At 63.8% G+C, this 16,793-nt stretch carries 17 protein-coding genes; 4 read left to right on the plus strand and 13 right to left on the minus strand.

Features of this window, described 5'->3' with window-relative positions:
- The first annotated feature begins 138 nt into the window (after window positions 1-138).
- Window positions 139-2,178: a 4Fe-4S binding protein gene (locus ABDX79_RS16085; RefSeq protein ID WP_346221329.1), complete on the plus strand. Its 2,040-nt coding sequence runs from the start codon at window positions 139-141 to the stop codon at window positions 2,176-2,178.
- Window positions 2,179-2,324: 146 nt separating this feature from the next.
- On the opposite strand, the gene ABDX79_RS16090 is transcribed toward ABDX79_RS16085, so the two are convergent.
- The 12 genes from ABDX79_RS16090 to ABDX79_RS16145 form a co-directional block, all read right to left on the minus strand.
- Window positions 2,325-2,672, minus strand: a complete 348-nt coding sequence (locus ABDX79_RS16090; RefSeq protein WP_346221330.1) for a hypothetical protein — start codon at window positions 2,670-2,672, stop codon at window positions 2,325-2,327.
- A gap of 13 nt (window positions 2,673-2,685) precedes the next feature.
- Complete coding sequence (locus ABDX79_RS16095) at window positions 2,686-3,744, minus strand: DUF6352 family protein (protein ID WP_346221331.1); 1,059 nt, start codon at window positions 3,742-3,744, stop codon at window positions 2,686-2,688.
- The gene (locus ABDX79_RS16100; protein WP_346221332.1) at window positions 3,741-4,538 is read right to left on the minus strand and encodes a biotin/lipoate--protein ligase family protein; all 798 of its coding nucleotides are present in this window, start codon (window positions 4,536-4,538) and stop codon (window positions 3,741-3,743) included. Before ABDX79_RS16100 ends, ABDX79_RS16095 begins: the two co-directional genes overlap by 4 nt.
- On the minus strand, window positions 4,535-4,726 hold the full coding sequence (locus ABDX79_RS16105) for a DUF6494 family protein (protein WP_346221333.1): 192 nt from the start codon (window positions 4,724-4,726) through the stop codon (window positions 4,535-4,537). Before ABDX79_RS16105 ends, ABDX79_RS16100 begins: the two co-directional genes overlap by 4 nt.
- Window positions 4,723-5,592 (minus strand): S1C family serine protease, encoded by an 870-nt coding sequence (locus ABDX79_RS16110; RefSeq protein ID WP_346221334.1) that lies wholly within the window; start codon window positions 5,590-5,592, stop codon window positions 4,723-4,725. Before ABDX79_RS16110 ends, ABDX79_RS16105 begins: the two co-directional genes overlap by 4 nt.
- 92 nt (window positions 5,593-5,684) lie before the next feature.
- A complete protein-coding gene (locus ABDX79_RS16115; protein ID WP_346221335.1) occupies window positions 5,685-5,813 on the minus strand; it encodes a hypothetical protein in 129 nt (42 codons plus the stop codon).
- 2 nt (window positions 5,814-5,815) lie between these two features.
- Window positions 5,816-7,252, minus strand: a complete 1,437-nt coding sequence (locus ABDX79_RS16120) for a c-type cytochrome (RefSeq protein ID WP_346221336.1) — start codon at window positions 7,250-7,252, stop codon at window positions 5,816-5,818.
- A gap of 21 nt (window positions 7,253-7,273) precedes the next feature.
- Window positions 7,274-8,473, minus strand: coding sequence for a formate dehydrogenase subunit gamma (locus tag ABDX79_RS16125; RefSeq protein ID WP_346221337.1), 1,200 nt, complete (start codon window positions 8,471-8,473; stop codon window positions 7,274-7,276).
- 147 nt (window positions 8,474-8,620) lie between these two features.
- Window positions 8,621-9,217: a formate dehydrogenase FDH3 subunit beta gene (gene fdh3B / locus ABDX79_RS16130; protein ID WP_346221338.1), complete on the minus strand. Its 597-nt coding sequence runs from the start codon at window positions 9,215-9,217 to the stop codon at window positions 8,621-8,623.
- A 15-nt stretch (window positions 9,218-9,232) separates the two neighbouring features.
- On the minus strand, window positions 9,233-12,226 hold the full coding sequence (locus ABDX79_RS16135; RefSeq protein ID WP_346221339.1) for a formate dehydrogenase subunit alpha: 2,994 nt from the start codon (window positions 12,224-12,226) through the stop codon (window positions 9,233-9,235).
- A gap of 62 nt (window positions 12,227-12,288) precedes the next feature.
- On the minus strand, window positions 12,289-12,495 hold the full coding sequence (locus ABDX79_RS16140) for a twin-arginine translocation signal domain-containing protein (protein WP_346221340.1): 207 nt from the start codon (window positions 12,493-12,495) through the stop codon (window positions 12,289-12,291).
- 97 nt (window positions 12,496-12,592) lie between these two features.
- Entirely contained in the window at window positions 12,593-13,198 is a 606-nt protein-coding gene (locus tag ABDX79_RS16145; protein WP_346221341.1) for a TorD/DmsD family molecular chaperone, read from the minus strand.
- A 217-nt stretch (window positions 13,199-13,415) separates the two neighbouring features.
- On the opposite strand from ABDX79_RS16145, the gene ABDX79_RS16150 reads away from it, so the two are divergent.
- The 3 genes from ABDX79_RS16150 to ABDX79_RS16160 are packed head-to-tail and all read left to right on the plus strand — an operon-like array spanning window position 13,416 to window position 15,805.
- Window positions 13,416-14,138, plus strand: coding sequence for an ABC transporter permease (locus tag ABDX79_RS16150; RefSeq protein WP_346221342.1), 723 nt, complete (start codon window positions 13,416-13,418; stop codon window positions 14,136-14,138).
- Window positions 14,131-14,919, plus strand: coding sequence for an ATP-binding cassette domain-containing protein (locus tag ABDX79_RS16155; protein ID WP_346221343.1), 789 nt, complete (start codon window positions 14,131-14,133; stop codon window positions 14,917-14,919). Before ABDX79_RS16150 ends, ABDX79_RS16155 begins: the two co-directional genes overlap by 8 nt.
- A gap of 46 nt (window positions 14,920-14,965) precedes the next feature.
- On the plus strand, window positions 14,966-15,805 hold the full coding sequence (locus ABDX79_RS16160; protein WP_346221344.1) for an ABC transporter substrate-binding protein: 840 nt from the start codon (window positions 14,966-14,968) through the stop codon (window positions 15,803-15,805).
- Between the two features lie 31 nt (window positions 15,806-15,836).
- Here ABDX79_RS16160 and ABDX79_RS16165 read toward each other — a convergent pair whose 3' ends face one another.
- Window positions 15,837-16,727 (minus strand): helix-turn-helix transcriptional regulator, encoded by an 891-nt coding sequence (locus tag ABDX79_RS16165; protein ID WP_346221345.1) that lies wholly within the window; start codon window positions 16,725-16,727, stop codon window positions 15,837-15,839.
- Window positions 16,728-16,793 lie beyond the last annotated feature (66 nt).

Below are 16,793 nucleotides of genomic sequence, written 5' to 3' on the forward strand. Positions count from 1 at the left end.
CTCTCGAACGTCTTGATCGAAAGCCATTTTTTCCTCGCCATTTCTAGGTTAAATCGGTTCTAAAGTCAGCCGGGGCGGCGCCACTTATCATTTTGCGCGTGTTGCCCGCTCTGGCACGCATAAAGGAAACATCATCATATGGCATCGACCGGTCGCCAGGTTCTCGTCTGCAATTGCGAAAAGTCGATGAGTGTCGACGGCGCCGCCATCGGGCGCGCGCTCGGCGGCGAACCGCTTCCCGTTCACACCCATCTCTGCCGCACCGGCATTGCCGCCTTCGAAAGCGCGATCGCCTCGGGCGACGAGGTGATGGTCGCCTGTACGCAGGAAAGCCCGCTCTTTGCCGAGATCGCGGACGAGCAGGAGCGCAGCGTCGCCCGCTTCTTCAACATTCGCGAAGCAGCCGGCTGGACGGCTGACAAGCGAAATGTCGCGCCCAAGATGGCGGCGCTGACGGCAGCCGCCACCATCGAGGGCAAGCCCGCCCGCCTCAGAACCGTCGAAAGCGACGGTCTCTGTCTACTCATCGGCAAGGGCCAGGCAGCGCTCGATGCGGCGCAGCTCCTCAACCGCGATCTGTCGGTGACGCTTCTCGTCAGTGACGCGGACGATATCATCCTGCCGGAGGTTCTCGACTTCCCGATCTTCAAGGGCAAGGTTACCGCGGCCAGCGGCACCCTCGGCCGCTTCGAAGTGACCGTCGACGATTATGCGGCCATGCTCCCCTCCTCGCGCGGCGAACCCCAGTTCGCCATGCCGCGCAACGGCGCGAAGTCGAGCTGCAGCGTCATCGTCGATTTCAGCGGGGAAACCCCGCTCTTTGCCCGGCCTGCCGGGCGGGACGGCTATATGCGCGCCGATCCGCGCGATCCGGCCGCCGTCATGCGCGCGATCTTCGAGGCCAGCGCCTTCGAGGGCGAGTTCGAAAAGCCGATCTACGTCACCTATGACGCCTCGATCTGCGCCCATGAACGCTCGAAGAAGACAGGCTGCACGAAGTGCATCGACGCCTGCCCGCCCGGTGCCATCACACCGGTCGGCGACGAGGTGCTGATCGACACGGCGATCTGCGGCGGTTGCGGCAATTGCGCGGCCCACTGCCCTACGGGCGCGGTCTCCTACACCTACCCCCAGCGCTCGCAGCTCATCGAACAGGTCCAGACGCTAGCGACCACCTATCTCGCAGAGGGGGGAACCGAGCCGGTTCTTCTCCTTCACGACGAACGCCACGGCCAGGAGCTGATCAACGCCATGGCGCGACTTGGCCGGGGGTTGCCGGCCAATGTGCTTTCCCTGCCCCAGCACTCCACCACCGGGATCGGCCACGACCTGATGGTTGCCGCTCTCGATGCCGGCTTCCGCTCGATCGTTGTGCTCGTCGATCCACGCCGCGGCGACGAAACCGCCGCCATGGGCGAGGAAATCGCACTCGTCGATGCGCTCCTTGCCGGCCTCGGCCATGGGGCTGGACGCGTACGGATCGTCGAGGAGCGCGATCCCGATGCGGTAGAAGCGCTGCTCTATGAAAAGGTCACAGCGGCGGAAATCGCACGCGGTAGCATCCTCGCCAAGGGCTCCAAGCGCGACGTCGCCCGAACCGGCATCCAGCAGCTTGCAGAGGCTGGCTCACGCAGCACTGATCTGATCGACCTTCCGCCAAGCGCGCCCTACGGCACGATCCATGTGGACAAGAGTGCCTGCACGCTTTGCATGGCCTGCGTTTCCGCCTGCCCGGTGGACGCGCTGCGTGCCAATCCCGACAAGCCGGAGCTGCGTTTCGTGGAATCGGCCTGCGTCCAGTGCGGCATCTGCTCGGCGACCTGTCCCGAAAGCGCGATCACGCTGGAAGCGCGCTACAATTTCTCGCCAGAGGTGATGCGGCCCGTCACGCTCAACGAAGACGAGCCCGCCGAATGCATCAGCTGCGGCAAGCCGTTCGTCGCGCGCGGCATGCTGGAGCGAGTCTCGAAGACGCTCGCCGGCAAGCATTGGATGTTCAAGAGCGAGGAGCGTCAACAGCTCCTGCGCATGTGCGACAGCTGCCGACTGGAAGCGCTTGCCGCCGACGGTGGCGATCCCTTTGCCATCGCCCACCGCTCGCGCCCCCGCACGACGGAGGATTACATCGCCGCCGAGAAGAGGGGCCTGACCGTGGAGGATTTCTTCTCAGGCGACTGATACCGTTTTCGGCTAGTTAAGTCGGGGACGATATCAGAGCCCCCGCGGCGGTTAAGTGTTCTTCAAATCCGCTATCGCGAAGCGATCGAACGGATTTCGTATGAGACCGGCGGCGGATGGGACCGATGATTTCAGGTTCGCCGCCGTCACTCCTGAAGCATCTGGTTGCGCGTTCTTTCGCGAAGGTCGCGCGGCTCGCCGCGCGCAGCGCAGGTCGCCTCGATATCCTCGCGCGCATCCCTGCCGGCTTCTGAGGTCATCAGGCCGTCTTCGACCAGCTGCACGATGTTCGCCGAGCGGTTCTCGATGCAGGACTGGACAGCGCTCGACGTTGTGTAAGCCTGAAGCTCCTCGGCCCGCTCCGACACGGTCTGGACCCAGGGCCCGGCATTCAGCCAGATGAAAGCGGCGATCAGCACCAGCACCACGGCAAGCGCCACGGCCACGAGGCGCATCACGCCGGAATTGACGAGTTTCTTGGACGTCGCGGCCATGGGCCCTCCCGGTTCAGTTCCTGACCGCTTTCAGCGGCAGATTGGTCAGTAGGTTTTGTGGCTTGCAGCGCAAAAGGCGATCCGGCGTCATGGCAAGCCCGAGATAGACCGGCTTCCCACGCATCCCGTCGACGACGCGGCTCTGGTCCAGAATTTCCATGCGGAAAAGCGCGACGAAGCGCGAACTGGCGGCCTCGTCCACGCTCTCCCCGTTATAAAGCGCGTTGAGCAGCTGCGTTGACACCGCATCGAGCCCGATATGCCAGGACCACCGGCTGTCGGCGATCGACTGCATGGCCTGAACCCGCACCGGGAGCTGGACGAAATGGGTCACCCAGCGCTCCACGATGCGTGCGAAGGCGTCCTGCCCCGCTTGCGTGAACCGGAAATCGAGCGCGAAGTTGAAATGATCGGCGCGCAGGAGATAGGTCTTCGCGGTCTCTTCGGTGAGTACGTCGAGCGTCACGTCCCGCATGGGCGTGCCGGCTTCGGCGAGCAGCGAGCCGAGCCCGCCCATGCCGCGCGACTGGGAATACATCTCCACAACCTCGGCGTCGGCGAGGGTCAGCTGGCCGTCCTCGGTCATCACGTTCTGGTCGCGAAAAAAGATCTCGCTCGCGCGCAGCACGAAAGGGTCGCTCTCGCCAATCAGAAGCGAGGAAAGGATCACATGGACCAGCTGCTCGTAAAAGACCGGCGGCACGCGCGGAGCACCGTTCTGAAACAGTCCGAGATAGCCGGCTTCCAGCGAACCGGCGGCCAGAAGATGATCACGATAGGCCAGAAGCATGCGGTAATTGTCGGCCGTATCGGCATCGGCGATTTCGGCAATCTCCGCCTCGGTCACCGCCGCGTCAGGGGTTTCCATCAGCTTTTCGAAGAGGTGATGCTCCGCCGGGCAGCTTTCCTCGATCGGGTGGATTTCCGGCCGCGTGTAATAGGCCCGCAGAAAGTTCGGCGAGACGGCGAGAAAGCCGTTCTCCAGGCGGTGGGTGAGATGCAGTCCGGCGGACTTCCAGACCGGCGTGCGGGACGCGCCCTCGCCTGTTGATGCCGTTGTCGTCGCGCTCATCGCCCCACCATGGTTCGCGCAGCGAGGAGCGAGACAAGCTCCGTGCGTCCGTCTGTCTTCACCAGAAGGCCTCCCGCCTCGTCGAGCCCCACCGCCTCGCCTTCGAGCGTTCGTCCGGCAAGACCCAGCGAGACTGTCCGGGTCTCGTCCGCCTTGCTCCACCAGGACTGATGCACCGGCTGAAACCCGTCGTGCAGCCAGCCGTCGAGACCCGCGAGAAAATGCCGTGCAATCGATTCGAGCAGCATGGTGCGGTCGAGATCGCCGCAGCCTTCTTCATAAAGGGCCGTCGTGCGAAGGTCCTCGCCCGGCTCGCGCCATCCGCATTCGGAGGCATCGAGAAGAATTTCGAAGCCGACCACGATGCGATCGGGCACGCTGTCCGCCTCCCATCCCGGAAAGGCGGCAAAGGAGACATGGCCGGTCGCAGCGCCATTCGCCATGATCGTGCCCGGCCAGCGGAACATCAGCGCCAGATTAGGCGGGCCGATCGCGCCCAGCGCATCGCCGATCGCGACCATCATGACCGGAATCATCTGGATCGCCCGGCAAAGCGCGTCCTCAGGCTCCAGCACGAGTGCGGCGGACGCGCGCGTCGCGGAACTGCTCCACAGGAGATCACCGGCCGAAAGCTCGCCGGTTTTCGCGGCGTCACAGGCCTCGGCAAACGGGTCCTTGTCCGCGCTGAGGACACGGGGGTCGAGCGCGGGCGGAAACTCCGGGTCCGCCAGCACGATCGAGACCGTGGAGCCGTTCAACCCGGAGGAGCCTTGAGGGGTCACGGTCGCGGTCACGGCAGCTGGATGTCACCTTCGACGACATGCTTGAGGTCGGCGTTTTCCGCCGTCAGCGTGACGCGCACCTTCAGCGGCCCGTTTTCGATACCGCCGGAGCGGACAAGCTCTTCGATCTCACGCTGGGAGGTTACGCCCACCTGCTTGAGAAATTTGCGCAGCGACATGTTGAAATTCTCTTCGCTCATGGCGACTCCTTAAAATTCGTTTCGACGGTCAGATCGCGAGGTTCTCCGTTCCGCACCAGCTGGAAGGAGATGGTCGGACGATCTGCGAAGAGTGCAAGGGCGGTCAGGTAGTCCGGTTGCCCTTCTATCTCAAGCGTTTCGATGGCGACGAGACGGTCGCCTGTCTCAATCCCGGCCTCAGCCTCCGGCGAGCCGGGCACAACCCGCACCACCTCGGCCTCGGGCGTCCCGATCTTGCCGGGCGCGAGTGTCGGCCGCAGCACCAGCCCCTGCGGCCGACGATCGATCCGGCCATCGCGCATATCCTTGACGACCGCCCTCAGAAGGCGCGTGGAGACGGCGAAGTTCACACCCAGATTTCCGTCGGACCGCTTGGTGAAGATGGCGCTCGCCATCCCGGAAACACCATCCGCCCCGGCAAACAGCGGCGCACCCGACATGCCGGGATTGATTGCCGCATCGGTCTGGATGAAATCCTCGACCCGGTTGAAGCCGACCGAGCGCCGATGGACCGCCGAGACGATGCCGCAGGTGAGGCTCGGGCCGAGACCGAAGGCATTGCCGATGACGCAGATATCTGCCCCCACGTCGGTGTCTTCCGCCAGTTGCAAAGGCGGCAGGGCTTCATCGACCTTGAGATAAGCCATGTCGGTCTCTGGATCGCGGGCCTGGATCTCGGCGGGCACCACCGTCCCGTCTGCAAGCCGCAAGCGCGCTGAATCCGCCCGCCCCAACACATGATCGGCCGTCAGGATATGCCGCCCGTCGCCGATTGCGAAACCGGTGCCTTCTGGCTCTTCCTGATCGATCTCCGTCTTTGGGAGGTCAGGCAGGACCGCGACGATCGAGGGGCCGGCCCGGTCCATCAGCCCACGCCGCCAGGTCTCGTCCGCCACCGTCGCTGAAGGCGTGCAAAGGGTTAAGGTGGCAACCGCGCAGGAAGCCACCGCGAGACACCTCATTGCAGGCGCACATTCTCCGTCGAATAGGCCTGTTGGGCGGAGGTCTGGAGTTCGCCTTTCAGGAGGAAGCCGGCACCAAGGGCCACTCCCAGCATGATCGCGACGCTGAGCAAGAACGCATACATGGCTATTTCGTCTCCCCGCCGGCACCGTCGCGCCGGTCGCTTGTTATGTTTGTGTCACCGACAGGGGCCGTCGCCCGGGCGAGATAGTCGATGAGCGCATCGCGCCGCTCGACACTTTTCAAGCGCTGGATCGGCATCTTCGTGCCGGGCGTCACCACGTCTGGCCCGTCATCAAAGAGGCGTCCGACCGTTTCGGCAGTCCAGACGATATCGGACCGTTTCAGCGCATCGGAATAGTCATAGCCCGCGACGGACCCGGCCGCACGCCCGAAGAGGCCGTAGAGCGTCGGCCCGGCCCTGTTCGCACCATCCGGCGCCAGGGTGTGGCAGACCGAGCATTTGCGCAGGAATTCGCGTTCGCCCGGGTCCTCCACGTCAAAGGCCTGAAAGCGGCGCGGATAGACGGATTGCGTGCGCTTCATCGGTTCCATCGGCGAGACCTGCCAGCGAATGGCGTGGTCGTCGAGCCCTGCCCGATAGAGCTGATCTCCTTGCGGCGTGAAGGAGAGGCCCCAAACCGGGCCGAAGAGATCGCCATAGTCTGCAACCGATGTCCCGGTCTCGATATCGAAGACCTCGATGTCTCCATCGGCCGTTCCCACCGCGAAGGTCCCGGCTCGCGGCGAGGTCGCAAGGGCAAGCACCGGATGCTCCCCATCCTTCAGAATGGCCGTGTCGCCTGCCGCGATATCGACGACCCCGGCCTTGCCGTCGATCGTGCCGAAGGCAAGAAGCGATGCCCCCGGCAGGGCGGCGAGAACGTTGACGCCCCACCCGGCTTCATGAAGAAGCCGCGAAGGCCCGGACACACGCCCTTCGGCGAGCGGCCAGACGAGAATGCGCCCGTCATAGCCGCCGGTGAAAAGGTCGCGCCCATCCTCGGAAAAGGCGACGGCGTTGACATTGCCGGAATGGCCGCTCAGCCGGTCGACCTCGCGTTTGTCCGCAAGATCAAACAGTCGCGCGGTCCCATCCCAGCGGGCGACGGCGGCAAGCTTGCCGTCTGGGCTGACGGCAACGTCGAGCGCCTTTTCGCCGGTATCCTCGATGAGATCGACCAGCGAGCCCCTTTCCAGATCCCAAATCGCGAGCGCGCCATCGTCCCCGACGGAAACGGCTGTCGCAGTTCCAGGCACGAAGGCCACGTCATTGGCCGCCGCCTGGTGTCCGTTGAGCCGGTGGATGATGCGGCCGTCCTCGCCTTCGAGCGCCCAGAGGATCACGGTGTAATCGAAGGATGCGGTCAGCGCCCGGCTGCCGTCATCGGAGAGGACGACCGATTTCACCGGCCCGCCATGGCCGACAAGTCGATCCGGCCACGGGTGATGCCCATCGCTGCTCCGGTCGGAGGACTGCCCACCGTCCTGCGCGATCGCCTGTCCCGGCCCGAAACCAAGGCAGACCGCCAGCGTGGCGCAAGTGATGATCCGGCGAAACATGGCGGTCCGCCCGTCAGGTCGTTATTCGGCAGGCTGCGCTGCGTGCGAGCCGGAGTGCTCACCGCTCTCACCCTTCTTGGCGAGAACCTCGTCCACCCAGATCGAATGGTGCTCACGGGCCCAGTTGAGATCCACATCGCCGCTGCCCATGGCGTCGTAAGCGCCCTCCATACCGATGGAGCCGATATAGATGTGCGCGAAGACGAGACAGGTCAGGAGCACCGCCATGATGGCGTGCCAGAGGGAGTTGGCCTGCTGCTCCTGCATCATCGTGTAGGGCGGCTCCGGCAGGCCGAGCCATGCCGGGATATCGAGCCCGACGGAGCTTAGCATCGTCACCGTATCGGTGAAGAAGCTGTGCTGGAAGGGAAAGAGCAGCGCCCATCCCGAAAGACAAAGCGACAAGCCCCCCAGCATGACCGACCAGAAAATGATCTTCTGGCCCGCGTTGAATTTCTTGGCCGGTATATGCGTGCCCTTGGAAAACAGGCCGCCGCCCTTGGCGAGCCAGACCAGGTCGCGGGGGCCGGGAATGTTGTGAGCAACCCACATGACGAAGGCGGTCGCCAGGCCCAGCATGAAAGCGAAAGCGACGTAATTGTGGGAGAACTTGAGGAAGGACGCGAAGGGGCCGAACGCCTCCTTGCCGATGATCGGCATGATGAGATCGCGGCCATAGGAGATGTTGAGGCCGCTGATCGCCAGCACGATGAAGGAGAGCGCCATCAGCCAGTGCGCCGTCCGCTCGATCAGCGAGAATCGCTCGATTGTTCGGTTGGACTTTCCGCTCTCGATGCGCACCCGGCCGCGAAGCGCGAAGAACACGGCGAGAAGCACAAGGGTCCCGATCATCAGGAGGCCAAGATAGTCGAACAGCGGCCCGTTGCGGATGAGCCGCCAGCTTTCACCGCCCGGCTGCACCATATAGCCCAGCTGCTCATTGGGCTGGGAGACGGTTCCCTGAATTCCGCCCTTCACCTGACGCCACATCTCGGCATCGGATGTATTGCCCAGGGAATTGCCCGGCACTTCCCCGCCCGTTGGATTGGACGGCGCAGCGATGCCGCTGTCCGGCGGGCGAACGGAGCTTTGGGCAGATGAGAGCTGTGTCGCGGCGAACAGGGTCAGCACGGCCAGCGCCACCAGCATCGAGACCTGACGCAGGATCGTCGTCAGTTTCGCAGCGAACGGATGGATGCCCGTCGACCCCATAATCGTCATTCGCGTCACTCCCTCACCCCTGCGCATCATTCCGGTCTGCGACTTTCAGCCAGTCGCTCCTCGACGCGAACCCTTGAGGATCGGCCTCGGTAACAGTCATGGGCGGCGCACGGGACGCCGCCCGATGTTCAAGTCTCAAGGGCTGGATCAGCCGCCGACCTTCTGGTCGTAAGCCGTACCCCAGCCCCAAGCGCCGGCGCCAAAGCCACGGGCGACGACACGCTCGCGGTAGATCTGCGAAACCGTGTCGCCATCGCCGGCCAGAAGCGCCTTGGTCGAGCACATCTCGGCGCAGAGCGGCAACTTGCCTTCCGCGAGGCGGTTCCGGCCGTATTTCTGGAACTCGATGTTCGACATGTCCTCTTCCGGGCCACCGGCGCAGAAGGTGCATTTGTCCATCTTGCCGCGCGTGCCGAAATTGGAGGCCTCGGGATATTGCGGCGCGCCGAACGGGCAGGCGTAGAAGCAATAGCCGCAGCCGATGCACAGATCCTTGGAATGCAGAACCACGCCATCGCTGGTCTGGTAGAAGCAATCCACCGGGCAAACCGCCATGCACGGCGCATCCGAACAGTGCATGCAGGCGACCGAGATCGAACGCTCGCCCGGCTTGCCGTCATTGATGGTGACCACGCGGCGCCGATTGACGCCCCATGGCACTTCGTTCTCGTTCTTGCAGGCCGTGACGCAGGCATTGCACTCGATGCAGCGCTCGGCGTCGCAGAGGAATTTCATTCGTGCCATTGTTGTCTTTCCCCCTTACGCTGCCCGCTCGATCCGGCAGAGCGTCGTCTTTGTTTCCTGCATCTGCGTGACCGAGTCGTAGCCATAGGTCTGCGCCGTGTTGCAGGCCTCGCCGAGAACGTACGGGTCCGCACCGTCAGGATATTTCGACCTGAGATCGTTGCCCTGGAAGTAGCCGCCGAAGTGGAACGGCGTGAAGACGACGCCCTTACCGACGCGCTCCGTCACCATCGCCGCCACGAGGATCTTGCCGCCCTCGGGGCTGTGCAGCCACACATTATCATTGTCGCGCACGCCGAGATTGTTCGCGTCGACCGGATTCATCTCCACGAACATCTGCTGCTGCAGCTCGGCGAGCCACGGATTGGAGCGGGTCTCGTCGCCGCCGCCCTCGTATTCCACCAAACGCCCCGATGTCATGATCATCGGGAAGTCCTTGGAATAGTCATTCTTCTGGATCGAGGCATAGGCCGTCGGCACACGCCAGAAGGTCTTGTCCTCATAGGTCGGATAGTCGGCCACCAGATCGCGGCGCGGCGTATAGAGCGGCTCGCGATGGATCGGCACCGGATCGGGGAAGGTCCACACGACGGCGCGGGCCTTGGCGTTGCCGTAGGGGGCGCAGCCATGCTTGATCGCAACGCGCTGGATACCGCCGGAATAATCCGTCTTCCAGTTCACGGTGCCGAGCTTTTCCTGTTGCTCGGGATTGTTCTCCTCGCCGGAGAACCACGAGCCCTCGATTTCCATGTCCGGTCGCTGGGCATGGACGCTCGCCACATAGGCGATGACCGAACGCTCGTAATCCGTCAGATCCTTGTCCCAGCCGAGCTCCTTGAGCATGGCATAGGTGAATTCGGGATATCCGTCCTCGATCTCCGAGCCGACCGGATAGACGCCCTCGGCAAGGAGGTTGTCGCCGTCGCGCTCCACGCCGAAGCGGGCGCGGAAGCCCATGCCGCCTTCGGCGACAGGGATCGACACATCGTAGAGATTGGCCGAACCCGGATGCTTCATTTCCGGCGTTCCCCATGCCGGCCATGGCAGGCCGTAATAGTCGCCGTCGTTCGGGCCACCCTTCGCCCTGAGGGTTGTCCGGTCGAACGTGCTCTGGTGGGCCATATGCGACTTCATGCGCTCCGGCGACTGGCCGGTATAGCCGATGGTCCACATGCCGCGATTGAACTCGCGCGTCACGTCCTCGATGACCGGTTCGCCGTTTTCGACGGCGATGTTGCGGAACATGCGATCGGCGAAGCCGAACTTTTCCGCGAACTTGTGCATGATCACATGGTCCGGCAGCGACTCGAAGAGCGGCTCCACCACCTTTTCGCGCCACTGCAGGGACCGGTTCGATGCGGTCACCGAGCCGTAGGTCTCGAACTGGGTCGAGGCCGGGAGCAGATAGACGCCATCCGTGCGATCCTGCAGCACCGCCGTCATGGTCGGATAGGGGTCGATCACCACCAGCATTTCGAGCTGGCCCATGGCCTTCTGCATTTCCGGCAGACGGGTCTGGGAGTTCGGCGCATGGCCCCAGAAGACCATGACCTTAGTGTTTTCCGGCTGGGTGAGGTTTTCCTTGTCCTCAAGAACACCGTCGATCCAGCGCGAGACCGGAATGCCGGTCTCGTTCATCATCGGCCGGTCGCCGCCGTCCTCGCCCTTCCCGACCATCACGGGGAAGCGCGCCTTCAGCCAGTCGAGGTCTTCCTGCCAGATGCGTGCCCAGTGAGCCCAGGCCCCGTCGTTGAGGCCGTAATAGCCCGGCAGCGTATCGGCGAGAACGCCGAGATCGGTCGCGCCCTGCACATTGTCATGGCCGCGGAAGATGTTCGTTCCGCCGCCTGCCTTGCCCATGTTCCCGAGCGCAAGCTGCAGGATGCAGTAGGCGCGCGTATTGTTGTTGCCGTTGGTGTGCTGGGTCCCGCCCATGCACCAGATCAGCGTGCCGGGACGGTTTTGCGCAAGGGTCCGCGCGACGCGCTGAAGCTGGGAGCCCGGTACGCCGGTGACGTTCTCGACCTTTTCCGGCGTCCAGTTGGCCACCTCGGCGCGGATCTGATCCATGCCCCAGACCCGGCTTTCGATGAACTGCTTGTCCTCCCAGCCGTTCTCGAAGATATGGTAGAGGAGACCCCAGACGAGCGCGACGTCCGTGCCCGGACGGAAGCGGACAAATTCGTCCGCATGGGCGGCGGTGCGTGTGAAGCGCGGATCGCACACGATCAGCGGCGCATTGTTCTCTTCCTTGGCCTTCAGAAGGTGCAGCAGCGAGACCGGATGGGCTTCGGCCGGGTTGCCACCGATCAGGAAGATCGCCTTGGAGTTGTGGATGTCGTTGTAGGAATTCGTCATCGCGCCGTAGCCCCAGGTGTTCGCGACACCTGCGACAGTGGTGGAGTGACAAATGCGCGCCTGATGGTCGACATTGTTCGTGCCCCAATAGGCCGCGAACTTGCGCAACAGGTAGGCCTGCTCGTTGGAGTGCTTGGCCGAGCCGAGCCAGTAGACCGAATCCGGTCCGGCCGCCTCGCGAACGGCCAGCATCTTATCGCCGACTTCGTTGATGGCCTCGTCCCAGCTAAGGCGCTGCCATTTGCCGCCGACGAGCTTCATCGGATATTTCAGGCGGCGCTCGCCATGGGCGTGCTCGCGAACCGAAGCGCCCTTGGCACAGTGGGCACCGAGGTTGAAGGGCGACTCGAAGCCCGGCTCCTGACCGACCCAGACGCCATTCTGCACTTCAGCGATGACCGTACAGCCGACCGAACAGTGGGTGCAGACGGACTTCTTGACCGACATCTCCCCTGTGCCGGTGTTCTCGCCGGCCGCCTTGGCCTGACGCACCATGCCGCCCGAAAGCGAGGAGACAGCGGCAACCCCGCCGATCGTCAGACCGGACCGTTTCAGGAAGGTTCGCCGATCGACCGCGCCTTGTGTAAATTCCGACAGCGTCGAAGCCAGTCGCGCAGAGCGCGCCGACGTCGCGGCTTTCTTTTTCAGCATTCTCGCCTCCGCTTAATAAGTCCTGCAGTCGCCTGCGAAAGGTTCATTGGTCCGCAGCGCGATCAGAAGCGCGCGGTGTCGTAGAAGGTCTTGACGTGCGCGGTTTCCTTGTAACCGGCATCGCCGCGCTGTTCCTCGTCGAGGCCGGCGGCCTCGGCCGAGCCGAGCGAAGAGGCCAGAGCCGCCGCCCCCGTAGCCACGCCGCCGACGCCGGCGAACTTCAGAAACGAACGACGGTCCGTCTTCCGGTTATCCTTTGATCCGCTCATCGATCTTTTCCTTCCACATTCGTTGCGATCTGGCCGCGCTCTTAAAGACGCTTCCTCGCCATTTCCTTGCCGCACGCGACAGCCGCGCACGTCGCATCTACATCTCGAAGCCCGCGTCCTCGATCTCGGTGAAGAGCACGCCGATCCGCCCGACCGGCGCGTAGAACCGTGCGCCCTTGGCCTTTGCGAGATCGGCGAAGAAGTGCCCGGTCCAGGAGCCGACATGCTTGCGAAAGAAGTCACGCTGCACGGCAAGCGGCTGGCGTTTGCCGAAGGAGCCGTCGATCAGCCCGGCCATCATGTCCATCAGCGCGGCCGCGTGATCCTCGGGCTCCCTGACCTCCGGCGCTCGCTCGATGGCGAGCGGAACCATGTCGGCGCGAAGGCGCGCCAACGGCTTCTCATGAAGAAAACCGGTGAGGTAGTAGGACCCGAACGGCACGAGTTCACCGCGCCCGACCCCGATGAAGAGCCTGATATATTCGTCGGAGACATCCTCCGCACTCATCTCGGCGGCACGGGCCGACAACTCCCCGATCGCGCGACCGAGTTCGGTCTCGTCGCCGGTGAGCCCCGCAAGCGAAGCCAGCAACTCGCGGTCAGGCGAGCGCGCAAGAAGGCCCGCAAGCATCCGATAGAGGTTCACCCTCAGATGCTCGGCTTCGTCCAGAGATGATGAAAAGGCGGCGTTCTGTGTGCGCACGTGAAGTCTCTCCCTGCCATATTAGAACAGTTATCGTCTCGCCCGGCAATCTCTTTCGAACGATTCCAGTCTGGCGAAGCCCTTCATCTGACAGCGATAAATCCGCCCGGCGCTTTCGTTGACCATGGGTCATCGACCAGATTTTCTCTGGACAGAGGTCGGATCAAAGTGCATCCATTGCGCATAATTTCCGCAAGACGGCGTAATCAGCAGAAAAATGCAGGATTTTGCACAATCGCTTCTCCACGCCTTCTCCCTTCTCGTGACGGGCGAGCCCGAGCTGTGGGCGATCGTCATTCTCTCGCTGGAAGTGTCTCTGGCGGCCGTCGCTCTGGCGGCCTGCGTCGGAATGCCCCTCGGGGCGGGTCTCGCGGTCGCACGATTTCCGGGCCGCCGCGTCATCATCGTGATTCTCAACGCCCTGATGGGCCTGCCGCCGGTCGTCGTCGGCCTGTTCGTCTATCTTGCGCTTTCAGCCTCCGGTCCCCTCGGCGTCCTGCAGCTCCTCTACACGCCGACGGCGATGATCATCGCCCAGTTCATTCTGGTCCTCCCGATCATCGCGACCCTGACGCGCCAGACGGTCGAGGACCTCGATGCGGAATATCGTCTCCAGCTGCGCTCCTTCGGCCTCTCCCGAGCGGCCTCCCTGCCGACGCTTCTGTGGGATGCGCGAATCAGCCTGATGACGGCGCTGCTCGCCGGCTTCGGCCGCGCAATCGCCGAAGTCGGCGCGGTGATCATCGTCGGCGGCAACATCAACCATGTGACCCGCGTCATGACGACGACGATCGCGCTCGAGACCTCGAAGGGCAATCTCGCCCTCGCCCTTGCCCTCGGGGTCGTCCTCATCGCGATCGCCATCACTGTGAATGCGGTGGTTTCCGCGCTCGGCAGCGCCTCGACACGCGGCTCGACGACGGGGCTCGCCCATGCCTAGTCTCGCCTTCCTCCCCGCTTTGGGACCTGCACCGCTGTCGCGTACCGACGATCGAACCGCGCGCCATTCGCTGTTTCCACTCAAGGCCGAAGGGCTGACCTTCCAACCGAAAAGCCGCGCGCTCGTCGATGTGCCGGACCTCACCATCGGCCCCAAGGGTGCAACGATTATCCTCGGCCCCAACGGCGCTGGCAAAAGCCTCCTGATCCAGTTGCTCCACGGCCTGATCACCCCGACATCCGGTACGATCAGCTTTGGCGGAAAGCCGATCGATGGGCAGGCCCGCAAGCGTCAGGCCATGGTCTTCCAGCGCCCCGTCATGCTGCGCCGGTCCGTTGCTGCCAATCTCGGATTTGCCATGATGGCGCACGGTGTCGGCCGCACTGATCGGGCTCGGCGGACACAGCAGCTTCTCGCTGAAGGCGGCTTCGCGGCGATGGCCGATCAACCCGCACGCACGCTGTCGGGCGGTGAACAGCAAAGGCTCGCGATGCTGCGCGCCCTCTCCACCGAGCCGGACCTCATCTTCCTCGACGAGCCGACATCGAGCCTCGATCCGCATTCCACCCGTGCGATCGAGGAGATGGTGTCCAGGGCCGTCGAGCGTGGCGTGAAGGTGGTGATGGTGACCCACGACCTTGGTCAGGCAAGACGCATCGGCCACGAACTCATCTTCATGCATGACGGCCGCCTCACCGAACAGACGCCGGCCACAAGCTTTTTCGAGCGCCCGAACAGCGCACCAGCGCGCGCATTTCTCGCCGGCCAGCTGCTCATCTGAGCCGATCCGAATCTTCGACTTGAAACCCCAGGGAGACCCAACGCTCATGTTGAGACGCACATTTCTTTCCGCCGCAGCAGGCCTTGCCGGGCTTCTTCTCGCAAGCGGCGCACAGGCTCAGAGCGACACGTTCATCGTCGTCCAGTCGACGACCTCCACGCAGAATTCCGGGCTCTTTGAAGAGATTCTCCCGAAATTCACGGATAAGACAGGCATCGAGGTGCGTGTCGTCGCGGTTGGTACGGGACAGGCCATCAAGAATGCCGAAAACGGCGACGGAGACGTTCTCTTCGTACACGCGAAGCCAGCGGAGGAAGCCTTTGTCGAAGCCGGCCAGGGCGTCGAGCGTTTCGATGTCATGTACAACGACTTCGTCATCGTCGGCCCGCCGTCGGACCCGGCCGGCATCGCGGACAGCACCGACGTGGTCGCGGCTCTCGACAAGATCGCCGAGACACAGAGCCCGTTCGCCTCGCGCGGGGACGATTCCGGCACCCACAAGGCCGAAATGCGCCTTTGGAAGGAAGCCGGCGAGGATGTCGCGAGCCAATCGGGCGGCTGGTATCGCGAGACCGGCTCGGGCATGGGCGCGACGCTCAACACGGGCGTCGCCATGGGGGCCTACATCCTCACGGACCGCGCGACCTGGATCTCCTTCGGAAACAAGGGCGATTACGAGGTTGCGGTCGAGGGCGATCCGAAGCTCTTCAACCAGTATGGCGTCATTCTGGTGAACCCGGAGAAGCATCCGAACGTCAAGGCCGAGGCCGGGCAAGCCTTCATCGACTGGGTTCTTTCAGACGAAGGGCAAAATGCCATCGCCGCCTATAAGGTGGAGGGCCAGCAGCTGTTCTTCCCCAATGCAAAAGCCGGTGACGACGCCTGATCTCTTCCAGATGACATCGGCAGCGGGGCATTCATCTTCCGCCACCGTTGAAATGGACCTGGCCGATCCGCGATATGTCGTAGCCCGTCATGGCGCGGGCGCGCTCGGTAAAATCCGGCGTTCGGATGAACGCGACGAGCCGCTGGAAGGGCGGCTCGAAATAGGCTTTTCGGCTGACCAGCAGATCGAAGCGATCGCTCGACTGCGGCACGAAACCCAGTCGGAACTGCGCCGCGACCGCGCGAAGACCGAAGGCTGCATCGGCTCGCTCCTCGATCACGAGACGGGCGAGATCGTCTTCCGTCCGCGCCGGGCCATCGGGACTGCGAAGGGCTTGCGGGTCCAGTCCCGCCTCCCTGAGAAGCGCCTCGAAATGAACCGAACCGCCCGCCCCCGCCTGGCGGCGCGCAACGTTCAGCGTTGCAAGGTCGGCCAGGCCTTCGATCGCCTTCGGATTGCCCGCAGCAACGATCAGGCCGCAATCGCGCCGGGCCCATTCGATGAGAACGATGGGGTCACCCGAAAATCGCTGCGCCACGGCCTCGATGTTCCAGTCGCCACGCTTCCCACGCAGGTGCAGCCCGCAGGCCAGCGCCTCGCGGCACGCAAATCGCTCAAGCCCGTCGCCACTGCCGTCGAAGAAGGCGGCAAGGCCGCTGCCCGATTGCCTCAGCGCCCAGTCGAGCAGCGGATCGTGACTGCCCGCCAGAACCAGCGGCCTCTTCTCGCTTTCAACCAGCGGCCCGGATCGCGCGGCGCCCATCCACGCCGCGATTTCGTCCGCCGGAAAGAGCAGCTTGCCGACCGCGCGCACGCAAGGGATCTCGCCGTTGGATGCAAGATCGTAGACCTTGCGCTCCTTGATCCGCAGAAGCTCGGCAAGTTCCTTCGTCGTGAGATAATCGGGACGGGAGGTTTCCATGAGGGGCATCTAGACGGGCATGGGTCACAAGGGCAATCCTGGCGAGCAGATGAGGGCAGGATTACC

Source organism: Fulvimarina fulva, assembly GCF_039652615.1.
Classification (GTDB): Bacteria; Pseudomonadota; Alphaproteobacteria; order Rhizobiales; family Rhizobiaceae; genus Fulvimarina.

Excerpts from the sequence above, each read along its gene's own strand:
- fdh3B (WP_346221338.1), bottom strand. The coding sequence starts at position 9,217 with ATGGCACGAATGAAATTCCTCTGCGACGCCGAGCGCTGCATCGAGTGC.
- ABDX79_RS16115 (WP_346221335.1), bottom strand. The coding sequence starts at position 5,813 with ATGTATGCGTTCTTGCTCAGCGTCGCGATCATGCTGGGAGTGGCCCTT.
- ABDX79_RS16155 (WP_346221343.1), top strand. The coding sequence starts at position 14,131 with ATGCCTAGTCTCGCCTTCCTCCCCGCTTTGGGACCTGCACCGCTGTCG.
- ABDX79_RS16160 (WP_346221344.1), top strand. The coding sequence starts at position 14,966 with ATGTTGAGACGCACATTTCTTTCCGCCGCAGCAGGCCTTGCCGGGCTT.
- ABDX79_RS16150 (WP_346221342.1), top strand. The coding sequence starts at position 13,416 with ATGCAGGATTTTGCACAATCGCTTCTCCACGCCTTCTCCCTTCTCGTG.
- ABDX79_RS16085 (WP_346221329.1), top strand. The coding sequence starts at position 139 with ATGGCATCGACCGGTCGCCAGGTTCTCGTCTGCAATTGCGAAAAGTCG.
- ABDX79_RS16140 (WP_346221340.1), bottom strand. The coding sequence starts at position 12,495 with ATGAGCGGATCAAAGGATAACCGGAAGACGGACCGTCGTTCGTTTCTG.
- ABDX79_RS16095 (WP_346221331.1), bottom strand. The coding sequence starts at position 3,744 with ATGAGCGCGACGACAACGGCATCAACAGGCGAGGGCGCGTCCCGCACG.
- ABDX79_RS16090 (WP_346221330.1), bottom strand. The coding sequence starts at position 2,672 with ATGGCCGCGACGTCCAAGAAACTCGTCAATTCCGGCGTGATGCGCCTC.
- ABDX79_RS16135 (WP_346221339.1), bottom strand. The coding sequence starts at position 12,226 with ATGCTGAAAAAGAAAGCCGCGACGTCGGCGCGCTCTGCGCGACTGGCT.
- ABDX79_RS16110 (WP_346221334.1), bottom strand. The coding sequence starts at position 5,592 with ATGGACCGGGCCGGCCCCTCGATCGTCGCGGTCCTGCCTGACCTCCCA.
- ABDX79_RS16165 (WP_346221345.1), bottom strand. The coding sequence starts at position 16,727 with ATGGAAACCTCCCGTCCCGATTATCTCACGACGAAGGAACTTGCCGAG.
- ABDX79_RS16120 (WP_346221336.1), bottom strand. The coding sequence starts at position 7,252 with ATGTTTCGCCGGATCATCACTTGCGCCACGCTGGCGGTCTGCCTTGGT.
- ABDX79_RS16105 (WP_346221333.1), bottom strand. The coding sequence starts at position 4,726 with ATGAGCGAAGAGAATTTCAACATGTCGCTGCGCAAATTTCTCAAGCAG.
- ABDX79_RS16125 (WP_346221337.1), bottom strand. The coding sequence starts at position 8,473 with ATGACGATTATGGGGTCGACGGGCATCCATCCGTTCGCTGCGAAACTG.